The organism is Streptomyces sp. NPDC088810 (genome assembly GCF_044750305.1).
Taxonomy (GTDB): domain Bacteria; phylum Actinomycetota; class Actinomycetes; order Streptomycetales; family Streptomycetaceae; genus Streptomyces.
The window spans coordinates 153,850-172,245 of record NZ_JBIVJQ010000017.1 but is presented as its reverse complement, the minus strand read 5'-3'; the positions used below and the strand labels follow the sequence as shown (position 1 = coordinate 172,245).

Below are 18,396 nucleotides of genomic sequence, written 5' to 3'. Positions count from 1 at the left end.
GCCGGAGTCGTATTCACCCTCACGATCGAAACCGCACTGCGCTCACTGGCACGCGGCTGGGACCGCGCCGGAATCCACCTGGTCGCCCACGGCGCGACGGTGTTCACCGCGCTTCTTCTGTCCTACCGCTACCTGCCGGTGCCCATGGCCCGGCACCCGTGGCTGTTCGGTCCCCTGCTCGTCCTGGCGACGGCCTCGGTGATCCACGGCTACCTGCGCACCACGAGGCTCTGGCAGCCTGCCCCGGCCCCCGTGCCACAGCCGGAACCCCAGCCCGAACCGGTCTGATCCACGGTCGGCTGGAGCCGCTCTGGTTGGCCCGACCGGTCAACCAGAGCGCCCGAGGGAAGTGCCGGTCTGTGCGGTCGCCGGAGGCGGGGTACCGCCCCGGCGTCCGGTCAGCGGGTGGCGAGGAACTCCAGCGTGTCGATCACTCGGTTGGAGAAGCCCCACTCGTTGTCGTACCAGGCGACCACCTTGATGTGGCGGCCGTCGACGCGGGTGAGGGCCGAGTCGAAGATGGAAGAGGCGGGATTGCCCGTGATGTCGGACGACACGAGCGGGTCGTCCGAGTACTCGAGGATGCCGGCGAGCGGTCCCTCCGCTGCGGCGCGGTACGCCGCCAGCACGTCGTCACGCGTCACGTCGCAGGCGACGGTCGTGTTGAGTTCGACGATCGAGCCCACCGGCACCGGTACGCGGATCGAGTCGCCCGACAGCTTCCCGTCGAGGTTCGGCAGCACCAGGCCGATCGCCTTGGCTGCGCCGGTCGTGGTCGGCACGATGTTGACGCCGGCGGCCCGGGCGCGACGGGCGTCGCGGTGCGGACCGTCCTGCAGGTTCTGCTCCTGCGTGTAGGCGTGCACCGTCGTCATGAATCCGTGCTCGATACCGGCGAGTTCGTCGAGGACCGCGGCCAGCGGCGCGAGCGCGTTGGTGGTGCAGGAGGCGTTCGAGACGATCGTGTGCAGGTCCGGGTCGTAGGCGTCGGTGTTGACCCCGAACGCGAGCGTGACGTCGGCGCCGTCCGACGGCGCGCTGACGAGCACCTTCTTCGCGCCCGAGTCGAGGTGGGCCCGGGCGGCCTTGGCCGAGGTGAAGCGGCCGGTGGCTTCCAGGACGATGTCGACGCCGAGCTCGGCCCACGGCAGCTGCGCCGGTTCGCGCTCGGCCAGCACCCTGATCCGACGGCCGTCGACGACGAGGGCGTCCCCGTCGACGGTCACCGGGCGCCCGAGCCGGCCGGCCGTGCTGTCGTAGGCCAGCAGGCGGGCGAGAGTGGCGGGCTCGGTCAGGTCGTTCACGGCGACGATCTCGAGGGCGCTGTCGCGCTCCAGCAGTGCGCGCAGCACATTGCGTCCGATGCGGCCGAACCCGTTGATGGCGATGCGAGTCATGAGTGAGGTCCCTTCCCTTCGCCACCAAGGCTCGTCCGCGGGACGCGCCGCTGACAGTGGCGACATCGCCACGGTTCAAAAGGATCTCGCCACGCGGTGCCGGGCGGGTTACTCGCCCCGGGTGAAGGTGCGCCGGTACTCGCTCGGTGTGGTGCCCAGGATGCGCTGGAAGTGCAGGCGCAGGTTCGCGCCGGTGCCGAGGCCGACGTCGGCGGCGATCTGTTCGACGCTGCGCTCCGAGCGTTCGAGCAGTTCGCGGGCCAGGTCGATGCGGGCGCGCATCACCCACTGCATCGGCGTGTAGCCGGTCTCCTCGACGAAGCGCCGGGAGAACGTGCGCGGTGAGACCCCCGCCTGCCGCGCCAGTATGTCGAGGGTGAGGGGCTCGCCGAGCCGGTGCAGCGCCCACTCACGGGTGGTGGCGAACCGCTCGCCGAGCGGCTCGGGGACGCTGCGCGGCACGTACTGGGCCTGCCCGCCGCTGCGGTAGGGGGCGGCAACCAGACGCCGGGCCGCGTGGTTGGACGCGGCCACTCCGTGGTCGCCGCGCAGGATGTGCAGGCACAGGTCGATGCCGGAGGCGGCGCCGGCCGAGGTGAGCACGCTGCCCTCGTCGACGAACAGCACGTTCTCGTCGACCTGGACGAGCGGATGCCTGGCCACGAGTGCCCGCGTGTAGTGCCAGTGCGTCGTGGCGCGCCTGCCGTCGAGCAGACCCGTGGCGGCGAGCGCGAAGGCACCCGTCGAGATGGCGGCGAGCCGCGCGCCCCGGTCGTGGGCGGCGATCAGTGCCTCGACGACGGCCTGCGGCGGGCCCTCGCGGTCCGGGAACCGGTAGCCGGGGACGAAGACGATGTCGGCCCAGGCAAGGGCGTCGAGGCCGTGGGCGACGTGGTACGCGAGGCCGTCGCCGCCGGTGACGAGCCCGGGTGCCGCCCCGCACACCCGCACCTCGTACGGCATGCTCGCGCGGGTCGTGAAGACCTGCGCGGGAATTCCGACATCGAGCGGCTTCGCGCCCTCGAGCACAAGGACGGCGACGCGATGCAGGCGGGAGGCTGGCACAGGAAGAGGTTACGTGGGGCGTGACCTCGATACCCCCACTGCCGCTTTCCCAGGCCCCCATCAGCCCCGCAGATCTGATGTCGACGGCAGGAGTTCAAGCAGCAGGGTCACAGCCTCCTCGGCGGTCTCGACTTCGCCGACCACGGCGGAGGGACTGCGCCGGCGAACCTTGAACCGTCCGTTGGGCAGCGGCTCGATCGAGCCGGCCTGCACAATCCAGGGGTAGCGCGTGGAGCTGCTGAAGAGCAGGGCGAAGTGGCTGGTGAACGGAAACAGCCGCCGGAGTCGTGGTTGAGCGGCAGCGGCCTCCAGCAGCGGAACGATGCCCGGAAAGGGGCGCCCGGGCGAGCGGATCCGGTGCACTGCATGCCTCCACTGCCAGCTGAGTCGTAGGGCCTGCCAACGGGCCTCGACAACGTCAGCCGGCCCGCGCCGGCGTGCTGCAGCCATGTCTGGCAGAACTGGTCTCGGGGGCAGGGGCAACTGCTGGTCGCAGGTCTCGTCATTCGCGTCCACTGTCATAGTGTCGTGGCCGTTGCCTGAAACCGGTGCTCTGATCCTGGCCTGTGACCGGTGCCGTTGACCGCGATCATGAACCGGTCCACCGGTCCACCGGTCCGCGACCGCCGAAGGAGTCTCCCCTCTCATGCCTGTGCCTGCCGACCCGACGGTCCTGCATCCGATGCCCGAGCAGCCGCGGGTGGTGCTGCTCAGGCCGCTGGTGAAGTCCCCGCTGATCGAGGTCGGGGAGTTCTCCTACTACGACGACCCGGACGAGGCGACCGCGTTCGAGACCCGTAACGTGCTCTACCACTACGGGCCGGAGAAACTGATCATCGGGAAGTTCTGTGCGCTGGGCACGGGCGTGCGGTTCATCATGAACGGTGCCAACCACCGTATGGACGGCCCGTCCACCTTTCCCTTCCCGGCCATGGGCGGTTCCTGGTCGGACCACTTCGACCTGCTCACCGGTCTGCCCAGCCGGGGGGACACCGTCGTCGGCAACGACGTCTGGTTCGGCCACGGTACGACCGTCATGCCCGGTGTGCGGATCGGCCATGGCGCGATCATCGGCACGGGTGCGGTGGTCACCGGCGACGTACCCGACTACGGCATCGTCGGCGGCAACCCGGCCCGCCTCATCCGCACCCGTTACGACGACCGGGACGTCGCCCGGCTGCTGGCGGTGGCCTGGTGGGACTGGCCCGTGGAGCACATCACCGAGCACGTACGCACGATCATGTCGGGCAGCATCGCCGCCCTGGAGGCCGCCGCCCCGCACTCCCCGCAGGCATGAGTGGCCGAACGTCGTGACCACTCGTCGGCAGCGCCGGGTCGGGCCGCCTGCCCGTCAGCGCAGGCCGAGGCAGGATAGCCAGGTGCGGGGGGCCGTGTGGGCGGTGGTGAGGAGTGTGGCCAGTACGCCCGGCAGCCCGGTCAGCAGGTCCGCGCCCCAGCCGGCGGGCCATGGTGGGGCGAGCCGGTCGGTCAGGTGGTGGGTGAGCCGGTTTTTGAGGGTGGCGGCGGCGGGCAGCCGGGCGTGCCGGTCGAAGGCGTCGGCGACGGCCAGTACTCCCGCGGCGCCGTGGCAGAGACCGAGGCGGTCGCCGGGCGAGTCGCCGTAGAGGTGGAAGGTTTCGTCGTAGTGCTCGGCGAGTGTGGTGAAGGCGGCTGTGGCCCAGTCGGCGGTCGTGGTGTCTCCGAGCGCGTCGGCGGCGTCCCACAGTGCCCAGGTGATTCCGGGGGTGCCGTAGCACCAGGCCTGGCGCGGGTGGGCTGCCGGTGTGGGGGGACTTCCCGGTCCGGCGGCGGGCCAGGTGCGGATGCCGCGCTCGTCGTCGTAGGCGTGGCGGATCAGCCAGCGGGCGGCCCGGCCGAGTGCCGTGGCGAGGCTGCTCGCGAGATCGGTGCCCGTGCTGGTACGGCGCAGCGCGGCGGTGAGCGCCGTGGTGAGGCCGGCGACGCCGTGCCCCATGCCCGTGTTGATACGGCCGTGTACCCAGGCCAGCTGCGGATGGTGCGCGTACTGGCCGGTGCGCAGCCGTTCCAGTTCCTCGTCGTCGCACAGGAGCGCCAGGTGTGTGGCGAGCGGTTGCCATGGCGGCTGCCCACCCGGTCCACCACGCCCGCCGTGTCCACCCGTGGTGCACAGGGCGAGGAGTGTGCCGGCGGGGCCGGAGATGAGGTCGTAGTCGGGGAAGGCGACGTGGTGGGTGCGGTAGCGGGGTGGGCGGGTGCGGAGGTGGGTTGCCAGTCGGTCGGCTGCTGTGCGTAGTCCGGGGTGGAGGCCGGCGCCCAGGTGCAGGCCGACGAGGGTGCCGGCCAGGCCGCCGTCGTACAGGGCGGGGTGGGAGGGGCCGCGGCCGGCTGTGCGGCACCATACGGCCACGGCGGCGGGTGCCGCCCGGTCGTCGGCGACCAGGTGGGCCAGAACCGGGATGCCGGGATCGCAGCGGTGTCCGCCGGGATCGGGTGCCGTGGCCCACTGGTGCAGGTAGCGGACGGAGATGTCGTGGACGTCGCCCGGCGGCGGAGCCGGTGACGGTGTGGTGGGGGTCATCGTCCTCCTCGCATCCTGCCGGCCGGAGCAGGGGCCGCCCGCGGCGGAGCGGGCGGCCCCTTGGGGTGGGATCAACAGATGACGACCGTGTTGCACACGACGATCGTGCACAGCCCGCTGCAGGCCTCGGTGTACGCGGAGGCGGTCGGCAGGTCCTCGTGGGTGATGCGCTCTTCGAGGTCGTTGATCAGTGTGTCGAGTTCGGTGTGTTCGGTGCCGGGCATGGGACTTCCCCTTTCACTCCTTGGGTGTGGGCCGCCCCGGCGGGCCGCCTGGCGGGCGGGCCGGGGACGTCGTGCCGGCTGCCGTGGACCAGGGTGCGGGCGACGGCTTCGGCCAGCCGTCCGGCACTCTGGTCGTGGGGGAGCCGGAGCAATAGTTGGGTTGCGACGGCCGCGCCGCCGTGCAGCGCGTCGTGCAGCAGCAGGTCATCGGGTGCGGGCAGCATCTCCTCCACCAGCAGCGTGGTGCCGGCCTGCCGGGCGCAGAGCCGCTCGATGAGGTGGACGGCCGTCAGGGAGGCGAGGTCGACGGGTACGGGTTTCGCGCCGGGGGCGGTGCGGGCGAAGGCGTGCCGGGGCAGGCCGGCGTCGCGGCGCAGCAGGGCCAGGGTGCGGACCTTGGCGGGCAGGTCGTCCGCGGGCCGCCACAGCAGGCGGCGGTCGATCCGCCAGGTGGCGGGGGCCAGGACGAGGTCGCCGCCGGCGGTCAGCCGCGGCAGCCGGGCCAGGTGGGGCAAGGCCGCTTCCGGGGCGTCCAGGCGGACGAGGCAGGAGGCGGCGGGGTGGCCGGCGGTGAGCAGCAGCCGTACGAGGGTGTCGTAGGGCGGGGCGGGGGAGCGGGTGGCGTGGTGGACGGGGATGATGCGCCGGCCGTCCGCCTCGGCGATGATCCGGCCACCGCTGGTGCGCAGGCTGATGCGGTCCAGCGGGAGGTAGCGGGCGCGTGGGGGCGGGCCGTAGTACGGGGTGGGGTCCGGGTCGCCGGTCCACCAGCGGGTGGTGACGGGCCGTCGTACGGCGTTGGCGGACCGTTCGGTCAGCGGAGGCACGAGCAGTTCGACGAAGCGGACACCGGTGTGTTCCTCGACGGCGGCGAGAAAGGCGCGGTAGGCAGCGCTGTTGCGGTAACCGTCGTGCAGGGCGGTGAGGTGGTCGGCGAACCGGGCGTCGAGCACCCCGGCGGCCGAGGCGGTCTCCAAAACGGCCACCGGGCCGGGGCCGGCGGTGGGGGACAGCGGGCGCAGCAGGCAGTCCAGGGGCCAGCGCGGCAGGGCCTGTTCGCCGGGCGGTGCGCCCAAGGTGTCCAGCAGCGTGTCGTCGACGTCGACGCAGGTTGCGCCGGAGCGGGCGGCGGCGTCCAGGTGCGCGAGCAGGCGGGCGTAGCCGCCGGCGCGCTCGCGGGCGGGGCGCCAGCCCGGATACCGGCGGTCGGCGAGCGGGGTGTCGGCGGCCAGCTGCTCGGTGAGGAGCTCGCCGAGGGGACGCGGCTGCTCGGTCAGTTGGAGGGCGGCGGGCAGGTGCTGGAGAGGATCGGCGGGATGGTCGGCGGCGCGGAGCGCGGCGAGCCGGGCAGCGATCCGCAGCCCGCGCTGGACGCGGGCGACGGCCGCCGCGGGAACGGCGGCGCCGGCCTCCGGGCGGCGGTAGCAGTCCAGGAACCAGGCACCGGATCCGGCCTCTGCGGGGGGCTGCGGCAGGGAGCCGGGGGCGGCCGGGGTGCCGGTGGTGGTGAGGGTGTCGGCCGGCATCCAGCCGCTGTGGTGCTGCCGGGGTGGCCGACAGGTCTGCAGCACGCCCAGGGTGTACAGGTGCTGCAGGAATCCGCGCAGCACGTCGGTGGTCAGGGGTGGCCGGCCGGGTGGCGCGGTCAGGGCCGGTAGCAGCCGCTCGAGGTCGCCCAGGGGGCGCGGGCCGTCGGCGAGGAGGGCCAGCACGCCCTCCAGCACGGGGGTGCGGCGCAGCACGATCTGCCGGAGCCGGCCCGGCGCGCGGGGATCGACGACGTAGCAGCGCAACCGACCGGGACCGTCGTCGGGGCAGTCGTCGGTGGCGGGTGGTTCGGTGAAGAGCAGCGGTGCCGGCGCCAGCAGGGCCTCTGCTCCGGCGGTGTGCAGGTCTGCCGGAGTGGTTCGCGCCCTGACGACGTGGACGTTCTCCACGGTGACCATGGCCAGGGCGCCGAGCGGGGTACCGGGCGCGAGCAGCCACGTGCACCCGCCTGGTGTGCCGGTGACGGGGACCGCGGCGATCTGGCCCGCGAGGCCGCGGGGCGTGGTCTTCACTGCGGCCCGGCCCATCACGCGCCACAGATAGGCGGTGCGTTTGCGTAATTGCCGGCTCGACCAGAACTCTCCTTGGGCGAGCCGTCGTTCGATGTCGTCGGCGAGCCCGGGGGCGGCGCTGTCCACGAAAGCCCGCAGCACCGGGCTGGAGCACGCCGTGTGCCAGGCGTGCTCGGCCAGCCGCTGCTGTTCGGCCGCGACCGCCTGCCGCAGCGCGTCGGCGGACGTCTCGGCGGTTTCGGCCTCGCTCCGCAGGGCGCGGGCTTGTTCGGCGAGTTCGGGGGGCACCGCCGGGGAGCGTTCGAGCAGCAGGCAATCTGCCGGGCGTGGTGCCGCGCCGGAGTGCAGGTGCCGACGCAGGGCGAGTACGGCACCGCGGTCGGCGGGCGTCAGCGAGGGGTGCGGTACGACCTTCTCGCCCACCTGGTCGGCCAGTGCCCGGGCCCGTACGGCGAGGTCCTCGGCGGTGTCGGCGAGCCGGGCTGCGGTGTCGAACAGGTCGGCGGCGCCACCGGCGGTCCATGCCTGGGCGGGCAGGCCGGCGAGCCGCAGCAGCGCAGTGCCCCCGAGGACCGCGTCCCGGGCGTCCCCCGAGGCGCCGGGGTCGTCATTGGTGCTAGAGGCCGGTGACGGTGCGCGTCGCATGTTCAGTCCGCTCCCTCGTGGCCGTCGGCGGCGAGTGCCTCGGTGAGCAGGCACTGGCGTGCTGTCGACAGCCCGCCCCGGTTCCAGTGGAAGATGACGAGGTGGGCGGCGGCCCGGCGCGGGCCGATCGTGGCCTCGCCGGAGGCGAAGTAGTGGGTGCGCCAGTGTTCCGCGGCGCGCCGCACCGCTTGGAGGTGCTCGCCGATGATGTCCTGCCAGGCCTTGGGCAGCGCCTCCAGCCGGGCCTGGGGGCTGAGCTGCCACCAGGCGCGGATCCCGGCGGCGGCCCGTTGCCGGTCCGGCCCGCCGAGCCCTCCCGGCAGCCGGCGGCCGGTCTCCTCGCGTACCGCCTGCCAGACCCCGCGATGTTCCCAGCCGATGATGTCCAGGCCGTCGAACAGGGCCTGCAGCAGTGCCAGCGACACCCGCCAGCCGACCGGTGCCGGAGCACCGGCCACGGCGGTGTGCACGTCCAGCCAGGCCCGCGAGTCGGCGGTGAACAGCGCGTGCACCCAGGGCATGGAACGCGGGCCGCCGAACAGGTACGTCTCCGGCTCGTACACACCGGCCACGGGCCGCACCCGGGCATCGTCCTGCCGGTCCGGTTCCAGGTGCCGTAGCAGCGCGGCGTGCAGGTCCGGCGCCCGGGTCGGTTCGGCCGCCCGGAACCGTACGCGCAACCCCGGAGGCTTGTGCAGGAAGAAGAAGTCGCGGGCCTGCCCGCTGCCGAGCAACTCCCCGGCCGCCTCGGCTAGTTGGCCGTACGGCGGGAGGCGAGGGCCGGAGTGCTCGCAGGTGAGGCCGAGCTGTACCCATCCGTCCTCGGGCCGGTGTGCGCGCAGGGCGTGCAGACCGGCCGCCAGGAAGGTCCGGCGTGCCGCCGCGTACGCGGGGCCGTCCGCCGGGAGGGGGACGGTGCCCAACGGCTCGGCCCGCGCGTCGGCCAGGCAGTCGGCCAGTAGACGCTCCACCCGCACCATGGGGCCTCCTGATCGCTGAGGAGAGGAACCACCCCTGTGATGTCCGGCCCGCACGCACCCCGAAGCATGCAAACCGATTGGTCATATGATCAACAGGAGTGCGCGGGGGGCATGCCGCATCCCGGGACAGCTCGCCGGACGCGCCGCTCTGGCACCGGCGCCGCCGAGCGCACGACCACCGGGGCCGTCGGCCGAGGTCCACCGGGGCCGCCAGCCGAGTCCACCGGGGCCGCCGACGGGCTGCGTGCCCGCGCCCCGAAGAGCAACGCGCACCCGGGGATCCACCGTGACACTCCCGGGACCCCGCTGAGGGGTGCGGTTGAGCTGTGAGGGGTGATGGGCGGGCGTGCCTGCTGGTTCTGCCCCGGATCGGCGGGTACTCCCAGCCGTATGGGATCTTCGAGTTCGCCGCTGTTGCTGGTGTTGTTCGTGGCCAGTGCGGCTGTCATCTGGGTTGCGGGAATCAAGCTGTCGGACACCACCGACGTGCTCGCCGAGCGACTTCACCTCGGCAGCGCGCTGGGCGGTTTGATCCTGCTGGCGGTCGCGACGAACCTGCCCGAGATCGCCATCACAGCGACTGCGGCGATGGCCGGACAGCTCGACGTCGCGGTCGGCAACATCCTGGGCGGCATCGCCATCCAGACCGTCGTCCTGGCCGTCCTGGACGCGGCAGGGGTCCGCCCGCGCGCTCCGCTGACCCGCCTGGCGGCCAGTTTGCAGCTGGTCCTTGAGGGGGCCATGGTGGTGGTCGTACTGGCCGTGGTCGTGATGGGCACCCAGCTCTCCCCGAATCTGCACGCCGCGCGCCTGGCCCCCGCCTCGGTGGCGATCGCCGTCCTCTGGGTGATCGGCCTGATCCTGCTCAACCGGGCCGGCCGGGGCCTGCCCTGGCGGGAGGGCGGTGACGCCCCGGACAGCCAGCCCGAACCACGCGGCCACTCAAAGGGCAAGAAGGAGAAGGCTGCCAGCGACAAGGGCGTGAGCACCGTGCGCGCCGGGCTGGTGTTCGGCGTGTCCGCGCTGGCCACGCTCGTGGCCGGTGTCGTGATCGAGCGCAGCGGTGAGGAGTTCTTCGCCCGTCAGGGGCTGAGCGGTGTGCTGTTCGGCGCGACCGTGCTGGCGGCAGCCACCTCCCTGCCCGAGGTCAGCACCGGTCTGACCTCCACGAAGCTGGGCGACTACCAGCTCGCCGTCAGCGACATCTTCGGCGGCAACGCCTTCCTGCCCGTGCTGTTCCTGCTCGCCACCGTCATCTCCGGCAAGCCGGTACTGCCGGCCGCGCACGACACGGACATCTACCTCACCGCGCTCGGGATCATCCTGACCGTGGTCTACATGGCGGGGCTGATCTTCCGCCCACGCCGCCAGTACGCCCGCATGGGCGTCGACAGCATCGCCGCGGTGGTCATCTATCTCGTCGGCATCGCCGGACTGGCCACGATCGCCACCTGACCCTGCGCATGCCGTCGGGCAGTGTGGTGTCAGGAGTTGAGCGCATCCCGCAGATCCGACGGCCGTCAGCGACGCCCTGTGCGCGCTGCTTCCCGCAGCCGGCCCTGGCCCTGCGCGATGGCGAGCCGGCCGAAGCCCTCGCCGCCGCGCAGGCCGCCGTCGACACGCGGCGCCGGTGGCTTCGGTCAGCTGCTCGAGCTGATCGCGAACGGTGGTGGTCCGCCCACGATCTGGCTCGGCCGGCGGCCGTCCGTGATGACCGTGGGCGCCTCTTTTTCTGCCCCGGGTGAGTTCTCATGCGGCCTCGTCGACGGTGCCCTTTCGCGAAGCGGCGCCGGTGCGGGCCAAGCACGCGATCAAAGCCGTCCCGGACCAGTTGAGCCGTTGCGCCTCGGCGTCGGTGCGGCCGGCACGTGGGCGGCGGCCTGGGTTAACGCGCCGTTGCGGAGCAGAGCCCCTGTGGCTCGGCCGGGTTGATGAGTCCCACGAAGGCGTCCATGACGACGGTTCGATCGTGGCCTATCAGCTCATCTCCCGGCTCGGTTACCGTCCCATCCATGCCTTCCGCACCGGACACGCCCCAGGGAGCGGCCGAACTCGCCGAGTCCCTCCTTCCCCGCTCGGGAATCGCTGGCTGCGCACCCAGGCCGTGGTCGCCCGGGCTCGTGGGGCTGCCGTGGCCGTGTCCAAGGCGGACAGGGATATCCTCGTCGCCGCTGCATGGCTGCACGACATCGGCTACGCGCCTGAGTTGCATGACACCGGGTGCCCGCCGCTCGACGGTGCTCGCCACCTCGAATCGCTGGGTGCGCCGGCGCGTCTGGTGCGGCTGGTCGCCCATCAGGCCGTGGCCGTCTACGAGGCGGAGCCGCGGGGGCTCTCGGCGGAGGTTGCCGTCTATGAGCGAGAGGACTCCCCGGTTCTGGACGCCCTGATCTTCGCTGACATGACGACCGGTCCCGCCGGTCAGTCCGTTGACGTCGACACCCGGATCGATGAGATGCTCGCCCCCTACGAACCGGGCACCGAGGCCCACAACGGGATCAGCGAGGCGCGGCCGTACCTGGGCGCTGCCGTCGAGCGCACCTGGAGGCGCTTCGCGGTCTACATGTCACTGCGACCGAGCCAGCAAGCGACCATCGATGGGGCTGGCTGGTGGCCGCCGACGCTCTTTGCCGTGGAGCACCAGGACGTTGAGTTGCTGGCTCGGCTGCTCGACGCCGGTGCGGACCCTGATGAAGGAAACGGCGCAACTCCGCTGACGCATGCGATCGGGACCGAAGGGGACGTAGCACTGCAGAGCGGTGAGCCGCTCACCGTGACGACGACTGCGGTGCTCCTCGCGTACGGTGCAGATCCGGCGCTGCGGGATGCTTCCGGTGAGACGCCGCTTGAAGTGGCCGAGCGTTATGACCATGGCCTTGCGATACGGCTGCTGCGCCGGTATCTGCCACGCGACGAGGTTGGGGGTCCGGGTCCTCAGCCGATGTAGGGCTGCGACGGGTTCGCCAGGCCGTATCAGACCGCAGCAGGCACGTTGGACTTGGGCACTCCGATCCGCGCGCGTACGCGAGGGTTCACCCGCGCGGGTTGTCCGGGGCCGGGCAGGGTCCCTGTCGCACGGCGGCCTCGACGCCGATGAGGCGTGGGAGCGGCTGCTGCCAGCAGCCCGAAAAACCACCCGCCAGGCGCAAACCGGATGGCCCCGGTCCGGGCCGCCCACCCGTCCCTGCGGGTCATCGCCACGAAGGGCGGGTGCTTCACCACAGTCACCGGCACCAATGCCGTGTACGCCGACACCGTCACCGCAGACAGGTCCCGGCCGTGCACGCCACCGGGGGCTTCCCGGCATCGCACGGCGCCTACGTACGCTCGTCGCCGCCTTGACCGCACCCCTGCTCGTCGCGCTGACGGCAACAGGCGTGGCCCCGAAGAGGCTTCTCAGCCGATGCCGCCCGTTACTCGCGGGTGCGACGGCATTCTCGAGCACGTACTGTTCCCCGATACCCCTTTCTCTAACCAGAGAAGCCAACCAGCTCTCGGTGCATCAGATGCCGGCGCGGGGGAACCGTGCCTGACGCGCGTGCCCTTGATCCAGTGAAAAAAACCCGCCTTTTGTGTGCTTGTAGGGGTGAAGTAAGGGCATTCGGTGGCCAGGAGGTTGATAACAATGGTTCCCCTGCTTCTGGTTCTTCTGCTGGCTCTGATCCTCTTCGGCGCGGGCTTCGCCCTGAAGGCGCTCTGGTGGATCGCGGTGATCGTGCTGATCGTGTGGCTGCTGGGCTTCGTCGTCCGGTCCGCGGACGGCGCGGGCCGCAAGGGTCGCTGGTATCGCTGGTAGATGCGTACTCCTCGGTGTCAGGAGCACTGCAGTTAGGGAAGGTTGACGTGGGGCCCGGCCGGGAACGGCCGGGCCCCACGTCGTGCGTCAGGATGCATCCCGCCCGAGCGGCTGGGATGGATCAGGCATATCGGGCGCATAGGTGGGTACGTGTGTCATGCACCGGCCCCGTGGAAGCAGTGGAAACCTGCACCTCCTATCTCTGCGGGGCCGGTGCACCGTGTGCGGTGTCAGCGGCTCAACCTGGCCAGGACGCCCGTTCGTCCAGGGACGGTGCGGGGCTGTCCAGGTCGAGCAGTCCTGCTGGCGCCTGTGATGCGACGGCAGTGGACGTAGCGCCCCGCCCCACACCCATCCGGCACCCGGTCGCCGCGACGCTTCCCGGCGGCCAGGTGCGCAAGCCCGGAAGGCGGGTACACCCGCACGACGGCAGCTTGGAACCCACGTACGCGTGCTGCCGCGGTGCGGCGGACATCCCCGGCGTATGCGAGCGAGCCCACGGCAGAAACCCGTGATCCAGGCCTCCGGGCCGGCTGTAGCTGGTCGGGGGCCCGGTCGAGGTCCTCCATCCGCAGGCGGGGGGGGGTCTGCATCAGCTCGCTTCAGGCATCGGTGGCCTTGCCGAGCGGGCCGCGGAGCCGGTCCGACGGCGGCGGGGTCGGCAGGCGCCGCGCGACCGCCAGAGCGATGGAGCGAACGGCGGTCCGTTATAGCGACTTGGGTGCCTCTTCGGCGTGTGTCCCGGTGATCTCTGGTCACCGGTCCCGGCGGCCCACGCTCGCGGGGCGGAAGCGACGTAGCGAACGAAGTGGTTGATGGTCTGCGGGTCTCGAAGGCTGGCTCGGCTCGCTGCCCTGCCCTGCCCTGTCAGCATGTCGATCCATGCGCGGACGGCATCCCCGCACGCCACCCCTAAGGCTTGTCAGGGCAGCGATGGCGTGCGCTGCTCCTCGGCCACCCGGGAGGGAGCGTGGCGGGGGCGGGCGATGGCGGCATCCTGGTCGACCAGGTCCTCGTAGATCGCGACCTTGTGCCCAATCAGGTCCAGGGACTGGTTGAGACGGCCGATCTCGGTGGCGACGCGCGCCTGGTGCTCGCGCATGAGCGCGAGGCGTTCCTGCTCGTTCCCGGCGCCTTCCCGGACGAGGTCGGCGTAACGGCGCAGCGCGGGCAGGGGCATGCCCGAGGCCCGGAGGATGATGCAGACGGTCAGCCAGTCCACGTCGTCCTCGCTGTAGATGCGGCGCCCGCCGGGTCCGCGGCGCACGGGGTCGAGGAAGAGGCCCTCGCGCTCGTAGAAGCGCAGCGCGTGCACGCTCAAACCGGTGCGCTCGGCGACCTGTCCGATGCTCAGACTCGTCGTGATCTCGGCCATGCCGGTCAGGATAACGGGGGTTGATCTAGAGCCGACTCTAGTTCCTAGGGTGCCTCGTGCGGTCGGCGCTTGTGCCGCTCCGCATGATCGATTGAAGCGGCAGAAGGAGCATCAGCATGCGCTATCGCACCCTCGGCAGAACCGGTATCGAGGTCAGCGTGCACTGTCTCGGGACCATGATGTTCCAGGCCGGCTGCAACTCCGACCACGACGACTGCGTCCGCATCATCCACGCCGCCCTCGACCAGGGCGTCAACTTCGTCGACACCGCCGACATGTACGGCCAGGGCGAATCCGAGGAGATCGTGGGGAAGGCGCTACGGGGGCGCCGTGACGACGTGGTACTCGCGACCAAGGTCCACTTCCAGATGGGTGAGGGCCGCAACCGCAGTGGCAACTCGCGGCGTTGGATCCTCAAGGCGGTCGAGGACAGCCTCCGGCGTCTCGGCACGGACTGGATCGACCTCTACCAGGTGCACTTTCCCGACCCGGACACGGACATCGAGGAGACGCTCTCGGTGCTCAGCGACCTGGTGCGCCAGGGGAAGATCCGCACCTTCGGCTGCTCGAACTTCCCGGCTGGGGACATCGTCGAGGCGCACCACGTCTCCGAGCGGCGCGCCCTCGGACGCTTCCGCACCGCGCAGCCGCCCTATTCGATCCTGGCCCGCGGGATCGAGGCCTCGCTCCTGCCTGTTTGCGAGCGGTACGGAATGGGGGTACTGGTCTGGAGCCCCCTCGCCTTCGGTTTCCTCACCGGCAAGCACCGCAAGGACCGGCCCGTCGACCTGGCGACCGGCCGGGCCGCGCTCCGCCCGGCGTTCTTCGATCCCGCGATCGCCGAGAACGCCGCCAAGCTCGAGGCCGTCGAACAGCTCGTCGAACTCGCGGAAGGTATCGGCTGCACGCTGCCGCAGCTCGCCGTGGCTTTCACCGTGGCCCATCCCGCCGTTACTTCGGCAATCATCGGACCGCGGACCATGGGGCAACTGGAGGATCTGCTCAAGGGCGCCGCGCTCACCCTGGACGACGCGACCCTGGACCGGATCGACGCGATCGTGCCGCCCGGGGTGAACCGGTACAACCCCAGCGCTTCGTTTCCTCCGCGCTCCCTGACCGACACCGCCTTGCGGCGCCGGCCCCTCGCCGAACGCGCCGCAGCCTGAGGAGCCGGCCCCAGGGTCTGTCTGACAATTCCCTCGCCCAGCCTTCGGCCGGGGGGTGCCCCCAGCCGTGCGACGCCACGCACATCCCCAGTGCCTCAAGGGCGTGGGCGGTGCCCCCACGCGCCGCACCGGCCCCTGAGCCACGTACACCCAGGACGAGGGCCTGGCGGCCGGCACTGCGCAGCCTCCGGCCGGAAGACCCCCAGAGCACGGACCTGACGTCGCACGGCCGCCCTTCGGGCGACGAAGCGAAGTGTCAGACTGGCTCTAGGCGGCCGGCCCGGGACGGTGGCGGGCGAGCGCAGCGCGCATGAGGCGGCGCGCGCGCCGCGCGGCGCCCTCGTCGCCGAGGAGTTGGATCTCCTGGTTCGCGGCCATGGCGAGGCCCGTCAGGGTGGACACCAGATCCTCCGGGTCGAGATCCGGGGCAAGGTCGCCGGCGGCGCGCGCGGTGGTGACCTGTTCGGCCAGGAAGCGCCGCCAACGGGTCACGGCGTCGTACAGGCGGGCGCGCAACTCACCCGGCTGTCCGTCGAGTTCGCACGAGGCTGCCGTGACGAAGCAGCCGTTGGGGAACGGGCTGTCGGCCAGGTAGGCGCACCAGGAGTCGATCACGGCATGCAGGCACGGCAGACCCGGCTCCGCAGCGCGGCCGGGTGCCACCACGGCCTCCATGAACAGCTCCACCGCCCGTTCCAGTGCGGCGAGTTGGAGCCCGGCCCGGGAACCGAAGGGGCCGACGACGCCGGCCTTGCTCATGTCGAGCGTCTCCGCCAGGGAGCCGATGGTCAGTCCGGACAGTCCCGCGCTGGAGGCCTGGGTCACCGCGACGCTGACGATGCGGTCGCGGGTGCGGCGAGCCTCTTCGGCCGATTTCCTCATGCCGTCCACCTTACCGATCGATCGTCTGCTAAATTAGCGAACGATCGTACGGTAAATGATCGATGGAGAGGACGTTCGCATGCGTATCCGATGGCTGGGCTGGGCCGGGGTGGAACTCGAAGCACAGGGGGAGAGCCTGGTCATCGACCTGCTCGGGCGGCCCGAAGGCGTCCTGGAAGGAAGCCCGCTTTCGGGCGTCCCGCTGCCGAAGGTCGTGCCGCCCCGCAGGGAAGGGCATGTGCTCGCCGGTCTGTGCACCCACCTCCACCGCGACCACACCGACGCGGGCGCCCTGGCCCGTGCGCTGGCTCCCGGCGGCACGGTCCTGCACCCCGAATCCTTCGGCGGCGACGACCACGAGAACCTCTGGACGCTCAAGGCCGAGGCCGAACTCGCCGCCCACGACCTGCCCCGACGACCCATGGGCCTGTGGGAGACCACGACCATCGGGCCCTTCACCATCGCCGCCATCCCCGCCGTCGACACCCTCGGCGACCCCCAGGTCTCCTGGGCGGTCGAAGCCGACGGCACCCGCGTGATCCACCTGGGCGACACCATGTACCACGGCTACTGGTGGCGCGCCGCCCACCGCCACGGTCCCTTCGACGCCGTCCTCACCCCCATCAACGGGCCGACCGTCTGTTTCCCGCACTGCCAGCCACCCAGCCCCTACCCGGCCGCACTCGACGCCCGGCACGCAGCCGTCGCCGCCCGCCTCCTGCAGGCCAGGACCGCGATTCCCATCCACTACGACGGCTTCCACGCCGACGGCTTCTACACCACGCAGCCCAACGAGCTCGCCCGCTTCCTCGACGCCGCCGAGGGCGAGCCGTACGACGTCCTCACCCCGGGCCTGGGTGAAGAGCTGACCCTCTGAACCCCCCGGCGGCTTGCCGGACCCTCCTGCTGCGCCGCAGTCGGATGCGGTCACACCTCGACCCCAACCGACGCCGCGGCGCAGGCTGCTGTCGACGCCCCGGCCGGGGTGGGCACCCTCGCCTCCTACGCGATCGACTGGTGCTGTCTGCGACGGGTACGTGGTGGCGGCGCCAGGCGGACACCGTGCTCACCGCGCCCGAGGACGGGGTGCGCGATGAGCTCGCAGGGCGGCAGCGGGCCATATTGACGTGCGTTGGTACCTGCACCCTGTGCAGACTCCACGCATGGCTGCTGATATCGCCGTCTCGCTTCAGGAGAGGGCCCTGCGACATGCCGCGGCGTCGTCCACGGGGAAGCCCCTCCCGCCTGACCTGCGGGTGACGATGCACTTTCATCCCGATCGAGACGCGGGGAACCGTCCCATCCTGCTCCAGATGGCTGACGATGGTGTCTACCGGTCGCAGTTCGTCACAGGAACGAGTAACGGCGGACTGACCGCTCATCCGGGCGGAGACCGCTGGCGGTGGGAGAGTCGTATCTTCGCCGGCGCGTATGACGAAGCCGCACCTGACCAGCGTCCGGTCTACGGCGCTTTGAACTACCGTCGTGATCCGCTCGGCGGCGCTCCGCGATTCGGTTCCTCGTACTTCAGGCTCAGGCCTGAGGCTCTCACGCGCGCTACTTTCTGCTACCCGGACAGCTCCGCCGAGCCGTCTGCCTTCGGTGTCGCCGATCGATGCTCACTTCTGGAGCTCGCCGAGGCAGCGGACACGGATCCCCTGGACGGCCACATCGAGGCACAGATCCATGGGCCCGTCAGGTTCGACTGTGACGTCGAAGCGCTGGTGCTGGATCCCAGCTATCGCGGTACAGCGGTCGAATACGCGGCAGAACGCCTGCCGTGCCCCGTCGAATGGCATCCGGGTTTTCGGCTGAGCGTGGCTGAACTGCGCCACCATCCCCACTATCGCGGCCAGGCGTATGTGGATCTCGGAGCCGAGATCGCTGCCGGTGGATGGCTCACGCCCAGGGTCATCGGAGACGCGGCCCGTACAGGTCGACACCCTCCCCAGGACCTGAAGAAGGTCTGGCACTGCCTGGCCAGGTTCGGGAAGCTCAGCGGCTGCTGATACGCCGTGCTGCCTGGCCCACGGGACCCGTGCCGCGTTCGACACGTCGGTGGCAGGTTCGAGACCGGGCAGGCATCTCAGGCGGAACGCCTGCGGCGGCTCAGCCGTGCAGCCCTTGCAGCATCACGTCCAAGTAGCGGCGAGTGAGTCCAGCTGGGCGGTCAGTTCCTCGGTGCGGGGCAGGACGCGATTCGGCGCGGCGCGCACGATGGTGATCGAGGGGTCGGTCAGCCCACC

At 71.4% G+C, this 18,396-nt stretch carries 16 protein-coding genes and 1 pseudogene; 8 read left to right on the top strand and 9 right to left on the bottom strand.

Annotated elements, in window-relative coordinates:
• A pseudogene (locus tag ACIP4Y_RS36845) lies at positions 1 to 288 on the top strand (inositol phosphorylceramide synthase); the annotation flags it as partial.
• A gap of 110 nt (positions 289 to 398) precedes the next feature.
• Here ACIP4Y_RS36845 and gap read toward each other — a convergent pair.
• From gap to ACIP4Y_RS36830, 3 genes are all read right to left on the bottom strand, one after another.
• Entirely contained in the window at positions 399 to 1,397 is a 999-nt protein-coding gene (gene gap, locus ACIP4Y_RS36840) for a type I glyceraldehyde-3-phosphate dehydrogenase (protein WP_401401017.1), read from the bottom strand.
• Between the two features lie 108 nt (positions 1,398 to 1,505).
• Positions 1,506 to 2,462 (bottom strand): GlxA family transcriptional regulator, encoded by a 957-nt coding sequence (locus tag ACIP4Y_RS36835; RefSeq protein WP_401401014.1) that lies wholly within the window; start codon positions 2,460 to 2,462, stop codon positions 1,506 to 1,508.
• A gap of 60 nt (positions 2,463 to 2,522) precedes the next feature.
• On the bottom strand, positions 2,523 to 2,912 hold the full coding sequence (locus tag ACIP4Y_RS36830; RefSeq protein ID WP_401401050.1) for a DUF6193 family natural product biosynthesis protein: 390 nt from the start codon (positions 2,910 to 2,912) through the stop codon (positions 2,523 to 2,525).
• A 196-nt stretch (positions 2,913 to 3,108) separates the two neighbouring features.
• Between ACIP4Y_RS36830 and ACIP4Y_RS36825 the strand changes: the two genes are divergently transcribed.
• Complete coding sequence (locus ACIP4Y_RS36825; protein WP_401401011.1) at positions 3,109 to 3,759, top strand: CatB-related O-acetyltransferase; 651 nt, start codon at positions 3,109 to 3,111, stop codon at positions 3,757 to 3,759.
• 54 nt (positions 3,760 to 3,813) lie between these two features.
• Here ACIP4Y_RS36825 and ACIP4Y_RS36820 read toward each other — a convergent pair whose 3' ends face one another.
• The 4 genes from ACIP4Y_RS36820 to ACIP4Y_RS36805 form a co-directional block, all read right to left on the bottom strand.
• Complete coding sequence (locus tag ACIP4Y_RS36820) at positions 3,814 to 5,022, bottom strand: lanthionine synthetase LanC family protein (protein ID WP_401401008.1); 1,209 nt, start codon at positions 5,020 to 5,022, stop codon at positions 3,814 to 3,816.
• Between the two features lie 71 nt (positions 5,023 to 5,093).
• Complete coding sequence (locus tag ACIP4Y_RS36815) at positions 5,094 to 5,246, bottom strand: hypothetical protein (protein ID WP_358648114.1); 153 nt, start codon at positions 5,244 to 5,246, stop codon at positions 5,094 to 5,096.
• On the bottom strand, positions 5,210 to 7,951 hold the full coding sequence (locus ACIP4Y_RS36810) for a lantibiotic dehydratase (protein WP_401401004.1): 2,742 nt from the start codon (positions 7,949 to 7,951) through the stop codon (positions 5,210 to 5,212). The genes ACIP4Y_RS36815 and ACIP4Y_RS36810 overlap by 37 nt, the downstream gene beginning before the upstream one ends.
• Before the next feature lie 2 nt (positions 7,952 to 7,953).
• On the bottom strand, positions 7,954 to 8,931 hold the full coding sequence (locus tag ACIP4Y_RS36805) for a thiopeptide-type bacteriocin biosynthesis protein (RefSeq protein WP_401401001.1): 978 nt from the start codon (positions 8,929 to 8,931) through the stop codon (positions 7,954 to 7,956).
• A 390-nt stretch (positions 8,932 to 9,321) separates the two neighbouring features.
• On the opposite strand from ACIP4Y_RS36805, the gene ACIP4Y_RS36800 reads away from it, so the two are divergent.
• The 3 genes from ACIP4Y_RS36800 (at position 9,322) to ACIP4Y_RS36790 (ending at position 12,727) form a co-directional block, all read left to right on the top strand.
• Positions 9,322 to 10,386: a sodium:calcium antiporter gene (locus ACIP4Y_RS36800; protein ID WP_401400999.1), complete on the top strand. Its 1,065-nt coding sequence runs from the start codon at positions 9,322 to 9,324 to the stop codon at positions 10,384 to 10,386.
• A 676-nt stretch (positions 10,387 to 11,062) separates the two neighbouring features.
• The gene (locus tag ACIP4Y_RS36795; protein WP_401400997.1) at positions 11,063 to 11,878 is read left to right on the top strand and encodes a hypothetical protein; all 816 of its coding nucleotides are present in this window, start codon (positions 11,063 to 11,065) and stop codon (positions 11,876 to 11,878) included.
• A 678-nt stretch (positions 11,879 to 12,556) separates the two neighbouring features.
• On the top strand, positions 12,557 to 12,727 hold the full coding sequence (locus ACIP4Y_RS36790) for a hydrophobic protein (protein ID WP_121790737.1): 171 nt from the start codon (positions 12,557 to 12,559) through the stop codon (positions 12,725 to 12,727).
• 922 nt (positions 12,728 to 13,649) lie between these two features.
• Here the strand turns inward: ACIP4Y_RS36790 and ACIP4Y_RS36785 are convergent.
• Complete coding sequence (locus ACIP4Y_RS36785) at positions 13,650 to 14,102, bottom strand: MerR family transcriptional regulator (protein ID WP_401400994.1); 453 nt, start codon at positions 14,100 to 14,102, stop codon at positions 13,650 to 13,652.
• Between the two features lie 116 nt (positions 14,103 to 14,218).
• Here ACIP4Y_RS36785 and ACIP4Y_RS36780 point away from each other — a divergent pair, with 116 nt between their 5' ends.
• Positions 14,219 to 15,268, top strand: coding sequence for an aldo/keto reductase (locus ACIP4Y_RS36780; protein ID WP_358648108.1), 1,050 nt, complete (start codon positions 14,219 to 14,221; stop codon positions 15,266 to 15,268).
• Between the two features lie 267 nt (positions 15,269 to 15,535).
• Here ACIP4Y_RS36780 and ACIP4Y_RS36775 read toward each other — a convergent pair whose 3' ends face one another.
• Complete coding sequence (locus tag ACIP4Y_RS36775) at positions 15,536 to 16,150, bottom strand: TetR/AcrR family transcriptional regulator (RefSeq protein WP_401400990.1); 615 nt, start codon at positions 16,148 to 16,150, stop codon at positions 15,536 to 15,538.
• Between the two features lie 79 nt (positions 16,151 to 16,229).
• On the opposite strand from ACIP4Y_RS36775, the gene ACIP4Y_RS36770 reads away from it, so the two are divergent.
• Both ACIP4Y_RS36770 and ACIP4Y_RS36765 read left to right on the top strand, forming a co-directional pair.
• Positions 16,230 to 17,027, top strand: coding sequence for an MBL fold metallo-hydrolase (locus ACIP4Y_RS36770; protein WP_401400988.1), 798 nt, complete (start codon positions 16,230 to 16,232; stop codon positions 17,025 to 17,027).
• 286 nt (positions 17,028 to 17,313) lie between these two features.
• Positions 17,314 to 18,159, top strand: a complete 846-nt coding sequence (locus ACIP4Y_RS36765) for a DUF3626 domain-containing protein (protein ID WP_401400985.1) — start codon at positions 17,314 to 17,316, stop codon at positions 18,157 to 18,159.
• Positions 18,160 to 18,396: the final 237 nt, after the last annotated feature.